The organism is Synechococcus sp. MVIR-18-1 (assembly GCF_014279835.1).
In the GTDB taxonomy this organism is placed as follows: Bacteria; Cyanobacteriota; Cyanobacteriia; order PCC-6307; family Cyanobiaceae; genus Synechococcus_C.
This window is the reverse complement of record NZ_CP047942.1, coordinates 1400638-1418448: the sequence shown is the minus strand read 5'-3', so window position 1 is coordinate 1418448 and position 17811 is coordinate 1400638. Positions and strand designations below refer to the sequence as shown.

The window sequence follows — 17811 nt, the reverse complement described above, 5'->3', positions numbered from 1 at the left end:
CACCCCTGCTATGAGCTCACGATTCGATCGCCGCCCTCCCTCTGGCTCTGGCAGCGGCTCAGGTTCACGCGGTCGACGTCCGTTTCGTGATGGATCACCACCCATCCGTCGCGATCGGGATGACAGCTGGGGGGGACGTCCTGAAAACGGAAACAGCGAGCGACGTTCCAGTGACCGTCGTCCCTCGGATCGGCGCTTTTCAGAACGTCGTTCTGGCGACGCGTATGGAAAGGACCGTCGACCTGCTTTTGATCGCCGCTCGTCCGATCGAAGCCCTTCAGATCGACAGTTTTCGGATCGAAAGTCTTCAGATCGATATTCTTCAGATCGATATTCTTCAGATCGATATTCTTCGGAACGGCAATCTTCTGATCGCAGGCCCTCCTTTGATCGTCGCTCCGCTGAGGGTCGCTCTCCAGGCAACCGTTTTTCAGATCGTCGCTCAAGAGATTCGGTCTCGAGTGACCGCCGTTCTTCATTCGATCGTCGACCCTCATTTGATCGGTCTTCAGATCGCACCTCAGATCGTTCCACTGGGGATCGCTCCTCAGTGGATCGCTCCTCCTCAGACCGGTTCAATGACAGTCGCCCCCCTGAAGGCTCTTTCTCAGATCAACGTTTTTCCGAACGTCGTTTTAAAGATTCGGGCTCAACGGATCGTCGTCCTTCTTCTGATCGCCGTTCTACTGATCGCCGCTCGTCTGATCGCTCCTATGGAGAGCGTCGAGCGCGTTTTGCGGAGCGTCGTGGTCAGGGCGGCAGCGGTGGTAAAAGCTTTTCAGCACGCTTGGACGACAAACCCTCTGGTGAGTCCAGTCCTCATGCCGCGGAGGCTGTTGCCGATGACTTGCTCTGGGGGCGTCATGCCACTCAGGCGGCTTTAGAGGCAGGAAGACCCATTCATCGCATTTGGTGCACCTCTGAGCTGCGCAGTGCCGCGAAATTCCTTCAGCTGCTCAGGGATGCCAAATCGTCCGGAGTATTGGTTGAGGAGGTCACCTGGGCAAGGCTTGGCCAGCTCACCGGTGGCGCTGTGCACCAGGGCATTGTTTTGCAAACTGCCGCAGCTGAAACCTTTGACCTTGATGATTTGGTGAATGGATGCAGCGCCTTGGACGAGGCACCGCTGTTGTTAGCCCTGGATGGTTTAACCGATCCCCATAATTTGGGCGCCATTGTGCGCTCAGCTGAAGCGCTTGGAGCTCATGGTGTTGTGCTTCCTCAGCGAAGAAGTGCTGGATTAACGGGCTCTGTCGCGAAGGTTGCTGCCGGTGCGCTTGAGCACTTACCTGTTGCTCGGGTCGTCAATCTCAACCGTTCCCTTGAGACCTTGAAATCGTCTGGTTATCGGGTTATCGGCTTGGCTGAGGAAGGTGATCTCACCCTTGAGGAGGTGGATCTGGATGGTCCGTTGGTGATTGTGACTGGCTCTGAAGGGCAAGGACTTTCGATGTTGACGCGTCGTCATTGCGATCAGTTGATCCGCATTCCCTTGCGAGGCGTGACCCCCAGCTTGAATGCATCCGTTGCTACGGCCCTTTGTGTGTATGAGGTGGCGCGTCGCGGCTGGATGAAGGGTCTCAAGGGACAGAACCCATCGCCACGAATTACGAGGCCGAAGTTGGCCGGTCCAGCTGTCGAAACGGCCCCTGTCGTTCCAGAGCTTGGCGACGCCAAGATCTCTGATCAGCCTTCTGATCAGCCTTCTGATCAGCCCTCAGAAAAGCCCTCTGGTGCGGTTTATGAGCACGTTTCTGAGCAGGCCTCAGAGGGTCCACTGGTCAGTGTTGATTTAGAGCAGGAGTCTGAAATGTCAGGAACTGATGCTTTTGCAGTGAGTATTGATCTCTAATTTCGAGCAAATGTCTTGAAGCAGTGCAAAATATATTGACCTCGACCGCTCTTCCATGAGCCCCTTGATCAGGCCCCTCCGCAGTCTCGCCAATGGTCTTGGCTTTGCATGGTGGGCTCGTGTCCAAACTCATGGGCCTGATGTCACGTATTGGTTCGGTCCTTTTGTGACCAAGAATGGTCTCGAACAAGTCCTGCCGGCCTTTCTCGACGACCTTTCCTCAGAAGCACCGTCCTCGATGGATCACTCGGTTCTCCGTTGCCGTCGATCCGAACCTCTAACCATCAACGCTCAAGGGTGATGCTGCGGCTGATAGCGTCAATGTTGGAACCCAAATCCTGCAGATGGCGATTGCCGAGTGGCGTCAGCAACTTGAACGCGGTGAAGTCTCCGCAAGGGAGCTGACAGATCATCATCTGGCCCGAATTGAGGCAGTTGATTCAAGCGTTCATGCCTTTTTGGAGGTCACAGCCGATCGCGCTCGCGCCGATGCCGATCGTTTAGATGAGGCTCGTGCTTCAGGGGAGGATCTTCCGCCCTTGGCGGGTGTGCCGATCGCCATCAAGGACAACCTCTGCACGAAAGGCATTCGTACAACTTGCTCTAGCCGGATGCTGGAGTCTTTTGTTCCGCCCTACGAATCCACCGTTACGGATCGCCTCTGGCGTTCTGGAGCTGTTTTGATCGGAAAGACCAATTTGGATGAGTTCGCCATGGGCGGCTCAACCGAAACATCAGCTTTTGGACCCACAGCCAATCCCTGGAACACGGAGCACGTGCCTGGAGGGAGTTCTGGAGGCAGTGCAGCAGCCGTTGCGGCGGGTGAATGCATGGCGTCCTTGGGGTCTGATACGGGTGGATCCATCCGACAACCAGCATCCTTTTGTGGCGTGGTGGGTCTAAAGCCCACCTATGGCCGCGTGAGTCGGTATGGGCTTGTGGCCTTTGCAAGTTCGCTTGACCAAGTGGGCCCCTTTGCGACATCTGTGTCGGATGCAGCCGAGCTGCTGCAAGCGATCGCTGGGGAAGATCCTCGAGATTCGACCTGCCTTAAGGCCCCTGTCCCCGATTACCGCGAGCGTCTTGGTCGCTCGGTGAGTGGGCTGCGCATCGGAGTGGTGCGTGAGTGCTTTGATCAAGACGGACTCGATCCTCAGGTCAAAGCTTCGGTTCTTGCCGCTGCGGATCTTCTGCAGTCTCTAGGGGCTGAGCTTGTGGATGTGAGCTGCCCTCGTTTCAACGACGGGATTGCCACCTACTACGTCATCGCTCCATCCGAAGCTTCAGCCAACTTGGCTCGCTACGACGGCGTGAAGTACGGCTTTCGAGCTGACGATGCTTCCAGCCTTGCTGCGATGACAGCTCGAAGCCGAGCTGAAGGCTTTGGTAGTGAAGTGCAACGGCGCATTTTGATCGGGACCTATGCCCTTTCTGCCGGATATGTGGACGCTTACTACCGCAAGGCTCAGCAGGTTCGCACCTTGATCCGTCGAGACTTCGAGACGGCATTTGCCTCAGTGGATGTGTTGCTCACTCCCACTGCTCCGTCCACCGCCTTTGCCGCGGGTGCCCATGCAGACGATCCCCTGGCGATGTACCTGGCGGATCTACTCACCATTCCTGCCAATCTGGCCGGTCTACCCGCCATCAACGTGCCTTGTGGTTTTGATAGCGCGGGGCTGCCGATCGGAGTTCAACTGATCGGCAACGTGCTCGAGGAACCTTTGCTTCTCCAGGTGGCCCATCAGTACGAGCAGTCTGCAGATGTGATGGCTCGACGCCCTGAGGGAAGCTTTATTCCCGCTTGAAGCCGCATCAAATCTCCTCATCACCCTGCATGTAGTGCTTGCAGGGGTTGATACCCCTACATCTTGCGCATGCGTTTACGCTGGTGGCATGGCATTTGTTCCCCTCCATAACCACAGCGACTACAGCCTTTTGGACGGAGCCTCACAGCTTCCCCAGATGGTGGAACGTGCCAAAGAATTAGGGATGCCGGCACTGGCACTCACGGATCACGGGGTGATGTATGGAGCCGTAGAGCTTCTCAAGCTGTGCAAAGGAGCAGGCATCAAGCCGATTATCGGCAATGAGATGTACGTCATCAACGGTTCGATTGATGACCCACAACCCAAAAAGGAGCGCCGCTATCACCTCGTGGTGTTGGCGAAGAACGCCACTGGCTACCGCAATTTGGTGAAGCTCACCAGCATCAGCCATTTGCGTGGGATGCGAGGACGAGGAATCTTTTCCCGCGCCTGCGTTGATAAACAGTTGCTGAAGCAATATGGCGAAGGTTTAATTGTGGCCACCGCTTGTCTCGGGGGTGAAATTCCCCAGGCGATTATGCGTGATCGCCCTGATGTGGCACGTGATGTGGCGCTTTGGTATCAGGAGACTTTTGGCGATGACTTTTACTTGGAAATTCAGGATCATGGCTCACCTGAAGATCGCATTGTCAATGTAGAAATTGTTCGAATTGCTAAAGAGTTAGGAATTCGTTTGATTGCTACCAATGATGCTCATTACCTCACGCGTAATGATGTAGAAGCGCATGATGCTTTGCTCTGTGTTTTGACCGGCAAGCTGATTAGTGATGTTAAAAGGTTGCGTTATACAGGCACTGAATATCTTAAAAGTGAAGAGGAGATGTCACGACTCTTTGCTGATCATCTCGAACCAGATGTGGTCTCAGAAGCGATTAGCAACACTGTTCTAGTTGCTGAAAAGGTTGAGGATTACGACATCCTTGGCCGGTATCAGATGCCGCGTTTCCCAATTCCAGAGCCACACACTCCGGTGAGTTATTTGCAGGAAGTAACAGAGCAGGGTTTACGCAATCGTTTGGAGATTGATTCCGAAACAGCCATTGATCCCATCTATGGAGATCGGTTGTCCCATGAATTAAAGATCATGGAACAGATGGGATTTCCTACCTATTTCCTTGTGGTGTGGGATTACATCCGCTTTGCGAGGGAGCAGGGAATCCCCGTTGGACCTGGGCGAGGCTCAGCGGCTGGATCGCTGGTGGCCTATGCCCTTGGAATTACCAATATTGATCCTGTTAGTAATGGCCTCTTGTTCGAGCGATTCCTGAATCCAGAACGGAAGTCGATGCCTGATATTGATACCGATTTCTGTATCGAACGTCGGGGTGAAGTGATTGATTACGTCACCCGCCGTTACGGCGAAGACAAGGTGGCTCAGATCATCACATTTAACCGTATGACCTCCAAGGCGGTCTTGAAAGATGTGGCCAGAGTGCTGGATATTCCCTATGGCGATGCTGATCGACTAGCCAAACTGATTCCGGTCGTACGCGGTAAGCCTGCCAAGTTGGCAGCGATGATCGGTGAGGAATCGCCCAATCCAGAATTTCGCGAGAAGTACAAGAAAGATCCAGTCGTCAAGCGCTGGGTCGATATGGCGATGCGCATTGAAGGGACTAACAAAACATACGGAGTTCATGCTGCTGGAGTTGTGATCGCAGCGGATCCTCTCGATGAACTTGTTCCTCTGCAGAGAAATAACGATGGACAGGTTATTACTCAGTACTTTATGGAAGATGTGGAGTCCATGGGACTCCTGAAGATGGACTTCCTAGGCCTTAAAAACCTTACGATGATCGATAAAACTCTGGAGCTCGTTGCTGCCACGAGTGGAGAAAGGATAGATCCAGACAAGCTTCCAATTGAAGACCCTGAAACGTATGCCCTGCTTGCCCGTGGTGACTTGGAAGGAATCTTCCAGCTTGAATCCACTGGAATGCGCCAGATCGTTCGCGATCTAAAGCCCTCATCTTTGGAGGATATTTCTTCGATTTTGGCTCTTTATCGACCTGGTCCTTTAGATGCGGGATTAATTCCTAAATTTATTAACCGAAAGCATGGTCGTGAGGCTATTGATTTTGCGCATCATTCCATTGAGCCGATCCTTCAAGAAACCTATGGGATTATGGTTTATCAAGAGCAAATCATGAAAATTGCTCAAGATATGGCCGGGTATTCATTGGGTGAAGCTGATCTGCTTCGTCGCGCGATGGGAAAGAAAAAAGTGTCAGAAATGCAAAAACATCGGGGGATCTTCGTGCAGGGTGCTTCCGATCGAGGTGTGGATCAAAAAATTGCTGACGAACTCTTTGACCAGATGGTGTTGTTTGCTGAATATTGTTTTAATAAAAGCCACTCCACAGCCTATGGAGCTGTTACTTATCAAACGGCCTATTTAAAAGCGCATTACCCAGTTGCTTATATGGCTGCTTTGCTCACAGTGAATGCTGGAGCCAGCGACAAAGTGCAGCGCTATATCTCCAATTGCAATGCGATGGGCATTGAAGTGATGCCTCCTGATATCAATGCATCAGGTATCGATTTCACGCCTAAGGGTGATCGCATTTTGTTTGGGTTGTCTGCTGTTCGTAATCTTGGCGATGGCGCGATCCGTGCCGTGATTGGGTCTAGGGAATCCGAGGGGGCGTTCCAATCTCTTGCTGATCTGTGTGATCGTCTTCCCTCTGCAGTGCTCAATCGCAGAAGTATGGAGTCGCTGATCCATTGCGGAGCGATGGATGCTCTTGAGCCCGAGGCGAATCGGGCCCAACTGATGGCTGATTTAGATCTTCTTCTTGATTGGGCCACGTCAAGGGCTAAAGATCGCGCCAGTGGACAAGGCAATTTGTTTGATCTGATGGCGGCATCCAGTGACGGCGCGGATGACGCGGCAACCGACCTCAGCTTGGCGCCAAAGGCTCCTGCGGTGAAGGATTACCACCCCACCGAAAAGCTCCGTTTGGAGAAGGATCTTGTTGGTTTCTATCTCTCTGATCATCCGCTAAAACAGCTCACTCCTCCCGCGAAGCTTCTAGCTCCCATTGGGCTCGGGAGTCTTGAAGAACAAGCGGATAAAGCCAAGGTCAGCGCAATCGCGATGATCAGTGAGATGCGTCAGGTCACTACGCGCAAAGGAGATCGAATGGCGGTGTTGACTCTGGAAGACCTCACTGGATCCTGTGAAGCGGTGGTTTTTCCTAAGAGCTATGCACGCTTGGCTGATCATTTGATGGCTGAGGCTCGTTTGCTGGTATGGGCAGCGGTGGATCGCCGCGACGAGCGCGTGCAATTGATCGTGGATGACTGCCGAGCCATCGATGATCTGCGTCTACTGATGGTGGAACTTGATCCCGAACAGGCCAGCGATGTGGCCGTCCAACACAAATTGCGTGAATGTTTGCAGGCTTTCCGTCCAGATCAGGAACAGTTGGGAGTTCGAGTCCCCGTTGTTGCTGCCGTTCGACAGGGCAATACGGTTCGCTATGTGCGACTTGGGCCTCAGTTTTGTGTACGCGATGCTTCAGCTGCCGCTCTTCATCTCCAAGAAAAGGCCTTCAATGTGAAATGCAGCGAACCTCTATTGAATTAATTGCGGTGTGAATAACAGTATTAGTTAACTCTGCTTTTGAGCCCGAATGGATTCGCGCATGCGCTGAATATTTGGCTTGATGTGCTCAAGTCCAAGCAAAGTTCCGGCATTTTGTTCCCAGCTGGCTGATAGAACGCCATAACTCAGCCCTCCGAGACCCAACAAAAAGAAGCCGCCAGAGCCCAACAAGGTGATCCCTGGCGGAACATCCATGATTTGCCGTGAGACCAGGAAATAGCTTCCTACAAAAACACCCATCCCCATAATTGAAGGGATTCCTGTGGCGATAGCCACGCGTCGTGCCATTCGGTTGGCCACCGACTTGGGAATGGGTTGGCTACTTCCTGATTCAGAAGCAGCTCGTTTGGATTTGGATTGTGATTTCGTTCCTTCAGCTGACCGGCGCGGCTCGAAGGGCAGAGAGTTGCGTCGATCAGCCATGGGCTCCTGAAGTCCTGTGCAGCTTGCTTAGCCGCGGATTCCAAGTTTAGAAATGAGATCGCTATAGCGCTGCTCGCTCTTGCCACGGACGTAACCAAGCAGACGCTTGCGACGTCCAATCATCTTCAGGAGACCCTGGCGGGATGAAAAGTCGTGGATGTTTTGCTGAAGATGGCCGCTGAGCTTGGAGATGCGCTCGCTGAGCATGGCGACCTGAACCTCTGCCGATCCGGTGTCGGTGGCATGAGTTTGGTGACTGTTGATGAGTTGCTGCTTTTCAGTTGTATCGAGCGACATGCGAAGCGTCCGGCCCTACTTGTGCAAAGAACCAATTTACCTTGTCGTGGGCACGATTACGCCGAAGGGCGGTTCAACCAACGCAGACTGGCGCGTAACCACCCATCTCCGTCATCCGACGCCGGGACTTCTGCCCCTGTGGCCACTGCGCGCATCGCGCGACGGATCTCTAGATCCTCATATCCCAGTGTGCTGAGGGTGAGCTGTAAATCCTGCAGTGGGTCAGGTTCAATTGGCAGTGATTTGAGATCACTCCTATCCACAAGGGAGAGGTCGGAACGATCACTTTCTCGCTCCGCACTCCATGCACTCAGACGATCGCGAAGCTCTACCGCAAGGCGTTCTGCTGTTCGTTTGCCCACACCTTGCGCTTGGGTGAGGCGACGCAGGTCTCCATCGATGATCGCTTCGATCAAGTCTGCAGCGCTGCAGCTCTCCAGCAACGCCAGTCCCACCTGAGGCCCAACGCCATTCACGCTGATCAGAACTCGAAATAGGTCCCGTTCTCTTCGGTCCGGGAAGCCAAATAAACTCGAGCCATCGTCTCTCTGCACCTGATGAATCCAGACGGTGCAGGTTGTCCCTGCTGAGAGAGGTTGCAAGTACCTCGACGCAAGTTGAACTTCGTACCCCACACCGGCGCAAGCAATGACCAATCCCTGACGCCCGCCCTGACTCCAGTGTTCGATTCGTTCTCCTTGAAGCCAGCCAATCATGCGAATCCTTTTAATGGCCCCATCGAGGCTGCTGGGGGCGTGTGGTGGGGAAAGACATCAGACAAGGCAAGCCACCGATGGCTGACAGCTCCATCTTGAACGGGAGTCAACATCCGACAACCACCGCGAAGAGCCATGCATTGATCGCAAGGTCACACAGATGACAGGCTTGGTGCCATGCCAGGTCATAAAAAAAGAAGGCGAATCCGCCTTCTTCGGGGGTGTGAGGAGCCAAATCTTGTGAGGAGATGGCTTTCTCCATGACTAATAAACACGTGCCACTCAGTCAACCAACTGATACGTACAGACTTGGTTGTACTGATGTCTGCGCCTTTTATGGTGTTTTCATTCAAGACCTCCCCTCACAAACATGAGTGTTGATCGGCTCTGTTTGGCTGTTTTCCAGAGTTTGCGTGCCACGTAGGCCACCCGCTTGGCATAAAAAAAGAAGGTGTTTGACGCCTTCTTTGGGGGGTGTGAGGAGTCAATCCTTTGTCAGGAGTTGACCCTATCTTTATAAGTCAATAGCCAAGCTGGGTGGTAATCCAACAAGTGACAAGACGTGTCTTGAACGTTCTGCCCCATACGCTTAATCGTTCTGTTGGCAATGAATCGAGACAGCAGTTGATGTGCTTAGCTCCCAACTCGGCCCGACCAAGTTGAGTGGTTTTGTTGCTGGTCATTCATGCCCTCTTCTATCAGGGATATTGACGGAAGTCATTGATTTACGATCATTTGGTGGGCAGGTGATGACGCCACTCTTTCTAGATCAATGAAAAAAAAGCGAGACCTTGATCGCATTGTCATCTAGCTCATTCTGGAAGAGGAAAGCTTTTGCCAATTGCGCGAGCACCTAATTCCATTTTATCGCTTACGACCCATTGAGCAAAAGTGTTGCTGTTGGGGCCTGGCCAGTATCTATATTTTTGAATGAATGGATAATTACTTGGGGATGATTCAATCTTTTTAACCATCAATAAAGCATCATCATTTAACCATTTTTGTATTAATCGAGATTGTCCATTTCCCACTCCCTGATAGGGATCCAAGAGGTTTTTATGAAGATGCCCCCAGCAAGAATTGTTTTGGTGAGGATGTTGCCATATCTCCCAACGATCACACGTTTGGTTGTGACTGCTCTCGACACCACGAAGAACAAGAAGCCAATAATGATCTGCAAAGATGCCAGGCAATCCAGGAATCTTGGCAGCCCGAAGCTCAACTTTAACCATTAATTGTGCCCAATATATTTGTGATTTTATTATGACAGAGTGCCATCGTTTATATGTTTGATCCCATGTGATTCTGATTATGCGTTTTGGCTCAGAAGCTTGCGATGGCTGAGGGATGCATCTGGTAAAAGAGTTACCCTTAAACAAAGTCTCCGCCCGTGCGGGGCTAAGTATTGGTTAGTACCAGCTGTTTGAGTTTTATTTAGGGATCTATGACGCTAGCTGAAGTTATAAAAAATGTCTACAGTGGCAGTGGCTTTGGGTATAATTCATCATTACTTCACTTCACTTGGCCTTTTCCGTTTTTGTAGTTGATTAATCCAACCATAAGCCCAGAACTCTTTGATCACCTATTGCGCTAACGATGAAAGCGGCTACAGCTCTATTGCTAGCATTTTTGATTATCCCTTGTACGGTTAACTCTCAGGGATTGAAGAGCTCTATCAAGCAATGCAGTCGAGAAGTTTACGATTTGATAGAGGGAGAGTATCAATATACGTGCCTTACTAAATCAGAGGTGAAACATTCTGATCCTAAAAAGGACTATATAGAGGAATGCAAGACTACATACGCTAGGAGACACGAAAAATGGTCTAGAAGGTTTGTGGATAGGATAGTCAATGAAGAATGTCAGTCTAAAGCTAAAGTGCCAGAGACAATTATTGAGTATCCTGAAGACTGGCCTTAGTTCTTGTCATTGGTTGCTGAAGGTAGCGCCCTTGGTGGGGTTAATTAGTATTTTGTTGGTTGATCGATAGCGAACCTACGCTCCCTGCTGAAGCGGTAACAGAAAATAATGGGTTAAAGGCAGGTGATTTGTGATCTGGATGATCCTGGCTACAGATGGAATCCGTCTGAGCTGATGGCTGATTCCGATCGAGATCATGATTTCGAGTGCTGATGAAGCGAGTGCAATTGGCCAGTGATTGATGCCATTAGCGTCATTAGCCCTTATTGCGATCAGCAGCTCCCTACGCAGATTCAGTGTCCTCCAAGTGTTGAGAGGCACATGGCAACAAGGTGGTTTCTTAAAGCATTCCCCTGCGAGCAGCGATGTCGACAAAGCTCTGCTAGTACAGCTGTATTAATGCCGAGGGTTTGTGGAGGAGTGGAGCTATGTGGACGAGCGGGAGTTGAGCAACTGCCGATGTTCAAGCGTTTGTGTGGCTTGTCAGCACTTTCGGCATGGGGTTGATCAGCACTGCCGCACCTTGGTGGCGTGCAACATCAGGCAGCAATTGCTGCAGCAGGGCCAGCATCTCACCAAGACCTGCAAGCTCTGGGCGCCCACCTGGCAAAGCACAGCAGGCTGGGCTCCTGAGATGGGTTGAGCCAAGGCATAAAAAAAGATCTGCTTCCACACAGACCTTTCTTTATTGATTTGAAGACCGCTCCCTCAAGCGACATTCGTGCGCAGATCCCGTCCAAGGAACGCTTTGCGTAATGTAACAGCTTGGTAACGGTTTGTAAAGTTCACTGGTTAGTCTCTCGCAATTCAAGGTCTACAAATGAACCGATCACCAAACATCGCTTTCTTTGGCGGCACAGTGATCATTGCAATCATGGTCATGGCAGCGTTCGCAAACTTGGCGAACGCCTAGGAGATTGTCGCTTCGTGCTCGAACCTGGCAGTGCATCTGAGATGGGTTGAGTCAAGGCATAAAAAAAGAAGGCGACTAAGCCTTCTTCGGGGGGTGTGAGGAGCCAAACCTTGTGAGGAGTTGGCCTCCCCCATGATGATGAGGTCTCTGTAGATCAGTCAAGCAACTGATACGTGGGGACTTGCTCAGCAAGATTTCTGAGACATAATTCATTCGTGAGGAGGGCTTCTTCACGGAGTGGAAACAAGGCAACACGCCCAAAGAGAAGCCGAGAAACCCTGCCTTTGGCGGGGTTTTCTTTTGCTTTGCGTTGTCTTGAGGTCCAAAAGGCAGCTTGATCGGATTCCGTCAATTTGCGGAATCAGTTAGGAATAACAGGACAAAAAAACGAGCGGTTTCTCAGGCCGCTCGTGCTCTCCCTTTTTCAGCAGCTCGATGCCACTGGGGAAAGGATCTTCTATGTCCGTGTTTTTGTTTGTAGCGATACACACTCATTGCCGAAAGTTTGTGCATCGAGAGAGTGCAGAGAACTTGGCGGACAATCCCTGCTTGTCATAGTTGAACGGATGGGACGCAATCGGCATGGCCGCCACGATTTATCTGCATTGGACCGCCACTGCCTACGACTGGATTCGCCCTGGGCACTATCACTCGATCATCACTGGTGATGGTCTTGTGCACCGTTTGCATTCCTACAGCGTGGATTTGCCAGCTCACACCTGGCAGCGCAATAGCAATGCCGTTGCCCTCTCTTGCTCCTGCATGGGTGGTACCCCTGATCCTTGGACGCAACCACCAACTCCATCACAGCTCGAAAGCCTTTGCGCAGAAACGGCTTCGATCGCTCGGAGCTGGGGTTGGAGTGCGGCTGATATCAACATCACCACAGTGATGACCCATGCCGAAGCCGCATCCAATCGCGATGGCAGATCAATGCATGACAACTATGGACCGGTGATTTGGGGTGGCAGCGGCGAGCGTTGGGATCTTTTGCAATTGAAGCGGAATGGTGCCACGGATGGTGGTGAACAACTTCGCGCCGGTATTCAGGCACTCATGCGCGGTGAACCAAGTGCTGGCTTCACTACCAGATCTGACAAGCTTGAACCACTGTTGTTTCGTGGTCATACGACAATCAAGGCGCGTGGTGATGATTTACCTGTCCAAATTGATGCGAATGGCACGTCATGGGCTCTAGCGGCTGATCTATTGGCTCGTTATGACATTCCTTATGTTTGGGATACCAGTTTGCAGCGGCTTTTAGTGGGTGCCCTTGATGTTGCGCCCACCTACCGTGCTGATGCCATTCAGGCTGATGTGGGCTGGGCATTGTTTGAGATGTCGTTGCAAACCGGCAATGCTCCTGTGATTCTCACTGGAATCATGAGGCCTACGAGTGATCGCCCTGTTCAGACCGCCCGCGCTTGGTGCCGGGTGGTGGAATTTGCTGAGGAATTCGGTGTCTCGATTGCTTATAACCCTCTCGTATTAGGTGAACGGCGGGGTGGTTAAGTGGCTGAAAAGACAACTTGATGCAGCTGTACTTCAACATTGCCAATGAATAAAGAGAGGCCGCCCCTCCCGGATGGAAGAGACGGCCTAACTCGCTCGTTTATGCATATCGCAAACCATTAATCAGTGAACCTGTATCGCTGAAGTCTGAACCTCGTATCGAAAACAGTGAACTGAAAGGGTGGTGCGAAGCGACTGTCTGCAGGATCACCTGGGGCCGGGGCTCTAGGTGTGGGGTCGTGTTCTCCGTAGGGCACCTAAGACGGTGCAGATGGAGCATCGATTGGCGTGGCGCGCAAGGCCTTGCCTACCAAAGGAACAACCCACGTCTTGTTGAGACTGTTGGAGCAGGGACCTGAAGTCAGCTTGCTTCTGCTGATAACTCAGGTGGAGTGTCGTCTGTCAAAAGCGCCTCCGATCTCGATGTCCATAGTTTGTGCCAACAGCGCACCCTTGCCATCGGTGTAAAGGCGCATTGCCTTCACAGCGAAAACCACCGAAATTAGAAATGGCGTGCCTCATCAGCTATTAAGACGCGTTGATGAATCTTTTGTGGATGAGAGCATCGCAAAGGCACACGCGTGATTCGCAGCGTCTGATCAATCTTTTCTGAGTGCCAACTCTGGATCCTGTTGGATCAACGAAGGATGCAATTAGACGACCATTGCCATGGTCGCAATAGCCCCATGGATGGGCGGTTTTACCTATCGCACCTTGTTCAGCGCCTTTGTAGAACTAGTACAGCGAAACACTCACTCATGGAAATTCATACTGCTCATGCTCAACCGATGGGGAGCTTGATTTTTGAAGGTCATCACAAGCCATTTCACGCCTTGGCCTGCCCTCTCAATCCTCAATCCGTGCGGATTGCCAAGAAAAAGTAATTGGCTCCTGCCCCACCAATGATTCAGCACCCATCCGCCTTGTGCGGATTTTTTTTTGCACCTTCACGGCTCTCGTTTTATGGCCAACAAGATGGATCCAATCGGCAACTATCGTTGTCAGCATTGATTGGCTGCTCATGCCGCCTGCCCTGCCAAGACTGAATGTTTGGATCACACCGCTCAAGCGCAGCGTTCGGCATTTGCTTGTTGTTTGCATGGTGTTGCTTTTGAACCTTGGATTAACTGGATGTGGTCCCTCCGATCAACCTCCACGCGGTGTGTTGCTGAAAGCGTTGGGACTGCAAATTCAATTAACCCAAACAGCAATTGCGCGCTCCCTGGAGTTAGAGCCTGTTGGGGTGCCTGAAGTGAGTCGTGTGCGGGTGGAAGAGCAGGAGTCGATTCGCCTCGGAGAGCAACGTGGGATCCATCTCACCGGGCGTTTTGATTGGAGGCTTCCTTCCGATTCCGTGCGTGTTGATAGTCCTTTTGAGCTCTTTTTAGAGCGAGGTGAACGCGGCCAAAGCTGGCGTCTAGCCCAACCGGTTGGCTCGAGCGATGGCACCTCTCAAGATTGGATTACCCATCCTTTGCCGATTGATTCGCTCTGAATTCCAGGCTCGAAAGGATTCAGGCTCCTGCTTTTCGAGCCGTCCTGGCGCTCAGGCTGATCAATGTTGCCCCCAAGACGCATAAGGCTCCAAGCACTACAGCGCTCGTAATTGGCTCAGCAAAAAAGAGCACGCCCCACAGTGACGCAAACACCACTTGGACGTAATTGATCGAGGTGGCGCGGGCTGCAGGCAGGGCAGATAGGCCTTCTGTTAACCAGATCTGCCCGATCTGAGTGAACAACCCAACTCCGATCAGCCAGACCCACTCCGTTGGATTGGGCCACAGCGTGGCCTGCCCCCATAGCAAGGGCAGGGTTGCAGGCACAGACACCAAGGGGAAGTAAAAGACGATCACCAGAGGGTGCTCTTGAACCGATAGCTGGCGCACACTCACGTAAGCCAGTGCCGTCAGTAACGCACCGCCTAGGCCAATCAGAGCCGCCATGGCAGGCAGGCTTCCCATCGTGCCTCCGACCCATTCCGGCTGCACCACCAATGTGACCCCCAGCAGCCCTAGCAACACAGCGATGCCGATTCGGCGTCGGATGGGCTCGCCTAACAGCAGCCATGCCGCGAGTGCCGTCAGGGTTGGATAGGTGTATTGGAGCAGGGTTGCTGCCGCGAGTGGAAGCCGAGCGAGAGCCTCAAAGAAACACAACAAGGCCGCCGTCCCTAATCCCCCACGGATCAATAACAACCCACGTTGTTCGCCCCATGGCGAGACCTTGAGACGACGCAACATCGCCAGGGTGATGGCAATGCTGATCAAGGAGCGCACCAGCACGACTTCTGCCACGGGCAGCCGTCCCCCTAGGTGTTTCACGCAAACGGTCATCAAACTGAACGCCAACGCACAGGCGATCAGGGCTCCGCAGGCTCGCCATTCCTTCGTGGACTGGCTGCCTCGTATCGCGCCTAACAGCCCCTGCATGGTGGTTCACGACGACACCTGCCAACCATGGCGCATCGCGCTGAACAGCCAGAACGGCATCGGGGCTCGCAGAATGGCGTCATGGCGATGCCCCGTCTTCACCCCCGCACGATCGACGCCGTTAAGGAGCGTGCCGACATCGTTGATGTTGTGGGCGAGCACGTGGTGCTCAAAAAAAAGGGACGGGAATTCGTTGGTGTCTGCCCGTTTCATGACGACAGCAAGCCGTCGATGACGGTGTCGCCGCAGAAGCAGTTTTATTACTGCTTCTCCTGCGGAGCGGGTGGCAATTCCATCAAGTTTTTGATGGAGTTTCAGCGGCAGAGCTTCAGCGACGTTGTTCTGGATTTGGCGCGCCGGTATCAACTCCCGGTGGAAACGGTTGATGGTCCTCAACAGGAGCGTCTCCGTCAACAACTCTCAAGGCGGGATCACCTGCATCGTGCGTTGGCCCTCGCTTCCGGTTGGTTTCGCAGTCAGCTCAAGAGTGCATCGGGCGCCGATGCCCTGGCTTACCTGCGCGATCAGCGTGGCTTGAGCGAAGCCACGATGGAGACCTTCGAGCTCGGCTATGCCCCCGATCAGTGGGACGGTTTGCTCAAGCATCTTCAACACGTTGAGGGGTTATCGCCAGAGCTGCTTGAGTCAGCGGGCCTTGTCGTGCCAAGAAAAGGAGGCAACGGGTTCTATGACCGCTTCCGTGGCCGGGTGATCGTTCCGATTCGCGATCGGCAGGGACGGGTCATTGGCTTTGGCGGTCGAAGCCTTGATGGCAGCGATCCCAAGTATCTGAATTCTCCCGAAACAGAGGTCTTTGAAAAAGGCAAGCACCTCTTCGGTCTGGATCAGGCGGCCAATGCGATCCGCAAGGACGATCGAGCTGTGGTGGTGGAGGGGTATTTCGATGTCATTGCCTTGCATGCGGCGGGCGTCACCAACGCTGTGGCATCGCTTGGTACCGCCCTCAGCAGTCAACAGATCACCCAACTGTGCCGGTGTAGTGACGGCAAGCGCATCGTTCTCAATTTTGATGCCGATCGTGCGGGGATCCGAGCTGCGAATAGGGCGATCGGCGAGGTGGAGCAACTTGCGCTTCAAGGACAGCTGGAGCTGCGCGTGCTCCATACACCCTCCGGGAAGGATCCAGATGAGTACCTCAAGGATCACGGAGCTGGGGACTATCGCGCCCTGCTTGATCAGGCACCGCTTTGGCTCGATTGGCAGATCGAACAGGTGCTGGAAGGTCGTGACCTGACCAAGGCTGATCAGTTCCAACAAGCTGTTAGCGGGTTGGTGGAGCTGTTAGGCAAGCTGCCTCAATCTGCAATTCGTACGCACTACCTCCAGCAAGTCGCGGAGCGGCTAAGCGGTGGTCAAGGCCGTTTGGCGTTGCAGTTGGAGCAGGATTTGCGCCAACAGGTGCAAGGTCAGCGCTGGCATGGTCGTTCAGCCCGGCATGAAAAGGCTGGTGAAGTCAGCCAACGAGAGCGTTGTGAAGCCGAGATCCTGCGCATTTACTTGCACTGTCCGATTCATCGCTCGCAGGTGCGTTGCGAATTACGCCAACGGGAGTTGGAAGACTTCGCTCTTCAGCACCACCGTCTGTTGTGGTCTGCGATCACCGATCTTGAGGAAGGCAATATCGGCTCCGGTCGGCTTGAGGCGATCAGTCGGGGGAAAGATCCTGGTCATGAGTTGGCCGACCTTGATCTTCCGCGTTTGCTCACCGACCAGCTGCTGCTCGAAAACAGCGCGTTGGTGGCCAGGTTGACGCCACTTTTAGAGCCTGCAGAACTGCAGCGTTTGGCGTTGGCACGTCCTATGGACGTTTTACGAGGTACCGCGGCCATTTTGGAGCGGCAGAAGAGCCATAAACGCTGCCGTCACTTACTAGAGGCATGGGGTGGTCAACGGCTTGAGACTCTGGAACGGTGCATTGCTTCCCTGATTGCGAATGAGCAAGAGCAGACGGCGACAGCCGAGGGAGTGGATATGGAAGGTCGTATTCAGGAGATGTTTGAACAGTTGAATGCAGATGCCCTTCGATTGCAAGAGCTGTATTACTCCGAGAGGAAGCATATTCAGCATCTTGATCAACAACGTTGTGCTGGCTATGAGGTTGCTGTTGCTAATCCCCCTGAATCCATTCCTCCTGCGGCTTGATGCATTGGTGCTAGCCCAATGACCTATAGATCTTGATGTTGCGACAATAGTGGGCCTCACTCTTGTATCAGCTTATGCAGGCCGTTTTGAAAATGTGTCATTTGATTCGATGAGGTGTTCAAAATGAAGTCCAGAGCTATCTATCCGTCC

15 protein-coding genes are annotated in these 17811 nt (G+C 52.8%); 8 read left to right on the top strand and 7 right to left on the bottom strand.

All coding sequences use genetic code 11. The annotated features are described in order from the left end of the window. Positions 1-10: 10 nt before the first annotated feature. The 4 genes from rlmB to SynMVIR181_RS07430 all read left to right on the top strand — a co-directional run bounded on the left by rlmB (position 11) and on the right by SynMVIR181_RS07430 (position 7270). The gene (rlmB, locus tag SynMVIR181_RS07445; RefSeq protein WP_186588802.1) at positions 11-1852 is read left to right on the top strand and encodes a 23S rRNA (guanosine(2251)-2'-O)-methyltransferase RlmB; all 1842 of its coding nucleotides are present in this window, start codon (positions 11-13) and stop codon (positions 1850-1852) included. A gap of 55 nt (positions 1853-1907) precedes the next feature. Beyond that, positions 1908-2153, top strand: a complete 246-nt coding sequence (locus tag SynMVIR181_RS07440) for a DUF1816 domain-containing protein (RefSeq protein WP_186522974.1) — start codon at positions 1908-1910, stop codon at positions 2151-2153. 43 nt (positions 2154-2196) lie between these two features. Continuing rightward, positions 2197-3660 carry an Asp-tRNA(Asn)/Glu-tRNA(Gln) amidotransferase subunit GatA gene (gene gatA / locus SynMVIR181_RS07435; RefSeq protein ID WP_186588801.1) on the top strand — a complete coding sequence of 488 codons (1464 nt, stop codon included), beginning with the start codon at positions 2197-2199 and terminating at the stop codon, positions 3658-3660. An 88-nt stretch (positions 3661-3748) separates the two neighbouring features. After that, complete coding sequence (locus tag SynMVIR181_RS07430; RefSeq protein ID WP_186588800.1) at positions 3749-7270, top strand: DNA polymerase III subunit alpha; 3522 nt, start codon at positions 3749-3751, stop codon at positions 7268-7270. Positions 7271-7294: 24 nt separating this feature from the next. Here SynMVIR181_RS07430 and SynMVIR181_RS07425 read toward each other — a convergent pair whose 3' ends face one another. From SynMVIR181_RS07425 to SynMVIR181_RS07410, 4 genes are all read right to left on the bottom strand, one after another. Then, on the bottom strand, positions 7295-7711 hold the full coding sequence (locus SynMVIR181_RS07425; RefSeq protein ID WP_186588799.1) for a PAM68 family protein: 417 nt from the start codon (positions 7709-7711) through the stop codon (positions 7295-7297). 27 nt (positions 7712-7738) lie between these two features. Next, the gene (gene rpsO / locus SynMVIR181_RS07420; protein WP_186515734.1) at positions 7739-8008 is read right to left on the bottom strand and encodes a 30S ribosomal protein S15; all 270 of its coding nucleotides are present in this window, start codon (positions 8006-8008) and stop codon (positions 7739-7741) included. Between the two features lie 56 nt (positions 8009-8064). Then, positions 8065-8724: a Holliday junction branch migration protein RuvA gene (gene ruvA, locus SynMVIR181_RS07415; RefSeq protein ID WP_186588798.1), complete on the bottom strand. Its 660-nt coding sequence runs from the start codon at positions 8722-8724 to the stop codon at positions 8065-8067. An 812-nt stretch (positions 8725-9536) separates the two neighbouring features. After that, positions 9537-9956 carry a DUF3750 domain-containing protein gene (locus SynMVIR181_RS07410; RefSeq protein WP_186588797.1) on the bottom strand — a complete coding sequence of 140 codons (420 nt, stop codon included), beginning with the start codon at positions 9954-9956 and terminating at the stop codon, positions 9537-9539. Positions 9957-11056: 1100 nt separating this feature from the next. On the opposite strand from SynMVIR181_RS07410, the gene SynMVIR181_RS07405 reads away from it, so the two are divergent. Next, positions 11057-11287 (top strand): hypothetical protein, encoded by a 231-nt coding sequence (locus SynMVIR181_RS07405; RefSeq protein ID WP_186522963.1) that lies wholly within the window; start codon positions 11057-11059, stop codon positions 11285-11287. A gap of 424 nt (positions 11288-11711) precedes the next feature. Here the strand turns inward: SynMVIR181_RS07405 and SynMVIR181_RS07400 are convergent, their stop codons facing one another. Then, the gene (locus tag SynMVIR181_RS07400; RefSeq protein WP_186588796.1) at positions 11712-11909 is read right to left on the bottom strand and encodes a hypothetical protein; all 198 of its coding nucleotides are present in this window, start codon (positions 11907-11909) and stop codon (positions 11712-11714) included. Positions 11910-12139: 230 nt separating this feature from the next. Between SynMVIR181_RS07400 and SynMVIR181_RS07395 the strand changes: the two genes are divergently transcribed. Beyond that, the gene (locus SynMVIR181_RS07395; RefSeq protein ID WP_186588795.1) at positions 12140-13069 is read left to right on the top strand and encodes an N-acetylmuramoyl-L-alanine amidase; all 930 of its coding nucleotides are present in this window, start codon (positions 12140-12142) and stop codon (positions 13067-13069) included. An 846-nt stretch (positions 13070-13915) separates the two neighbouring features. On the opposite strand, the gene SynMVIR181_RS07390 is transcribed toward SynMVIR181_RS07395, so the two are convergent. After that, the gene (locus SynMVIR181_RS07390; RefSeq protein WP_186588794.1) at positions 13916-14092 is read right to left on the bottom strand and encodes a hypothetical protein; all 177 of its coding nucleotides are present in this window, start codon (positions 14090-14092) and stop codon (positions 13916-13918) included. On the opposite strand from SynMVIR181_RS07390, the gene SynMVIR181_RS07385 reads away from it, so the two are divergent. After that, a complete protein-coding gene (locus SynMVIR181_RS07385) occupies positions 14091-14564 on the top strand; it encodes a hypothetical protein (RefSeq protein WP_186588793.1) in 474 nt (157 codons plus the stop codon). The two genes, SynMVIR181_RS07390 and SynMVIR181_RS07385, sit on opposite strands and share 2 nt — an antisense overlap. Positions 14565-14583: 19 nt before the next feature. On the opposite strand, the gene SynMVIR181_RS07380 is transcribed toward SynMVIR181_RS07385, so the two are convergent. Further along, positions 14584-15498 (bottom strand): DMT family transporter, encoded by a 915-nt coding sequence (locus SynMVIR181_RS07380; protein WP_186522961.1) that lies wholly within the window; start codon positions 15496-15498, stop codon positions 14584-14586. Positions 15499-15579: 81 nt separating this feature from the next. Here SynMVIR181_RS07380 and dnaG point away from each other — a divergent pair, with 81 nt between their 5' ends. After that, the gene (gene dnaG / locus SynMVIR181_RS07375; RefSeq protein WP_186522958.1) at positions 15580-17661 is read left to right on the top strand and encodes a DNA primase; all 2082 of its coding nucleotides are present in this window, start codon (positions 15580-15582) and stop codon (positions 17659-17661) included. Positions 17662-17811 lie beyond the last annotated feature (150 nt).

Excerpts from the sequence above, each read along its gene's own strand:
- rlmB (WP_186588802.1), top strand. The coding sequence starts at position 11 with ATGAGCTCACGATTCGATCGCCGCCCTCCCTCTGGCTCTGGCAGCGGC.
- SynMVIR181_RS07440 (WP_186522974.1), top strand. The coding sequence starts at position 1,908 with ATGAGCCCCTTGATCAGGCCCCTCCGCAGTCTCGCCAATGGTCTTGGC.
- gatA (WP_186588801.1), top strand. The coding sequence starts at position 2,197 with ATGGCGATTGCCGAGTGGCGTCAGCAACTTGAACGCGGTGAAGTCTCC.
- SynMVIR181_RS07430 (WP_186588800.1), top strand. The coding sequence starts at position 3,749 with ATGGCATTTGTTCCCCTCCATAACCACAGCGACTACAGCCTTTTGGAC.
- SynMVIR181_RS07425 (WP_186588799.1), bottom strand. The coding sequence starts at position 7,711 with ATGGCTGATCGACGCAACTCTCTGCCCTTCGAGCCGCGCCGGTCAGCT.
- rpsO (WP_186515734.1), bottom strand. The coding sequence starts at position 8,008 with ATGTCGCTCGATACAACTGAAAAGCAGCAACTCATCAACAGTCACCAA.
- ruvA (WP_186588798.1), bottom strand. The coding sequence starts at position 8,724 with ATGATTGGCTGGCTTCAAGGAGAACGAATCGAACACTGGAGTCAGGGC.
- SynMVIR181_RS07410 (WP_186588797.1), bottom strand. The coding sequence starts at position 9,956 with ATGGTTAAAGTTGAGCTTCGGGCTGCCAAGATTCCTGGATTGCCTGGC.
- SynMVIR181_RS07395 (WP_186588795.1), top strand. The coding sequence starts at position 12,140 with ATGGCCGCCACGATTTATCTGCATTGGACCGCCACTGCCTACGACTGG.
- SynMVIR181_RS07385 (WP_186588793.1), top strand. The coding sequence starts at position 14,091 with ATGCCGCCTGCCCTGCCAAGACTGAATGTTTGGATCACACCGCTCAAG.
- SynMVIR181_RS07390 (WP_186588794.1), bottom strand. The coding sequence starts at position 14,092 with ATGAGCAGCCAATCAATGCTGACAACGATAGTTGCCGATTGGATCCAT.
- SynMVIR181_RS07380 (WP_186522961.1), bottom strand. The coding sequence starts at position 15,498 with ATGCAGGGGCTGTTAGGCGCGATACGAGGCAGCCAGTCCACGAAGGAA.
- dnaG (WP_186522958.1), top strand. The coding sequence starts at position 15,580 with ATGGCGATGCCCCGTCTTCACCCCCGCACGATCGACGCCGTTAAGGAG.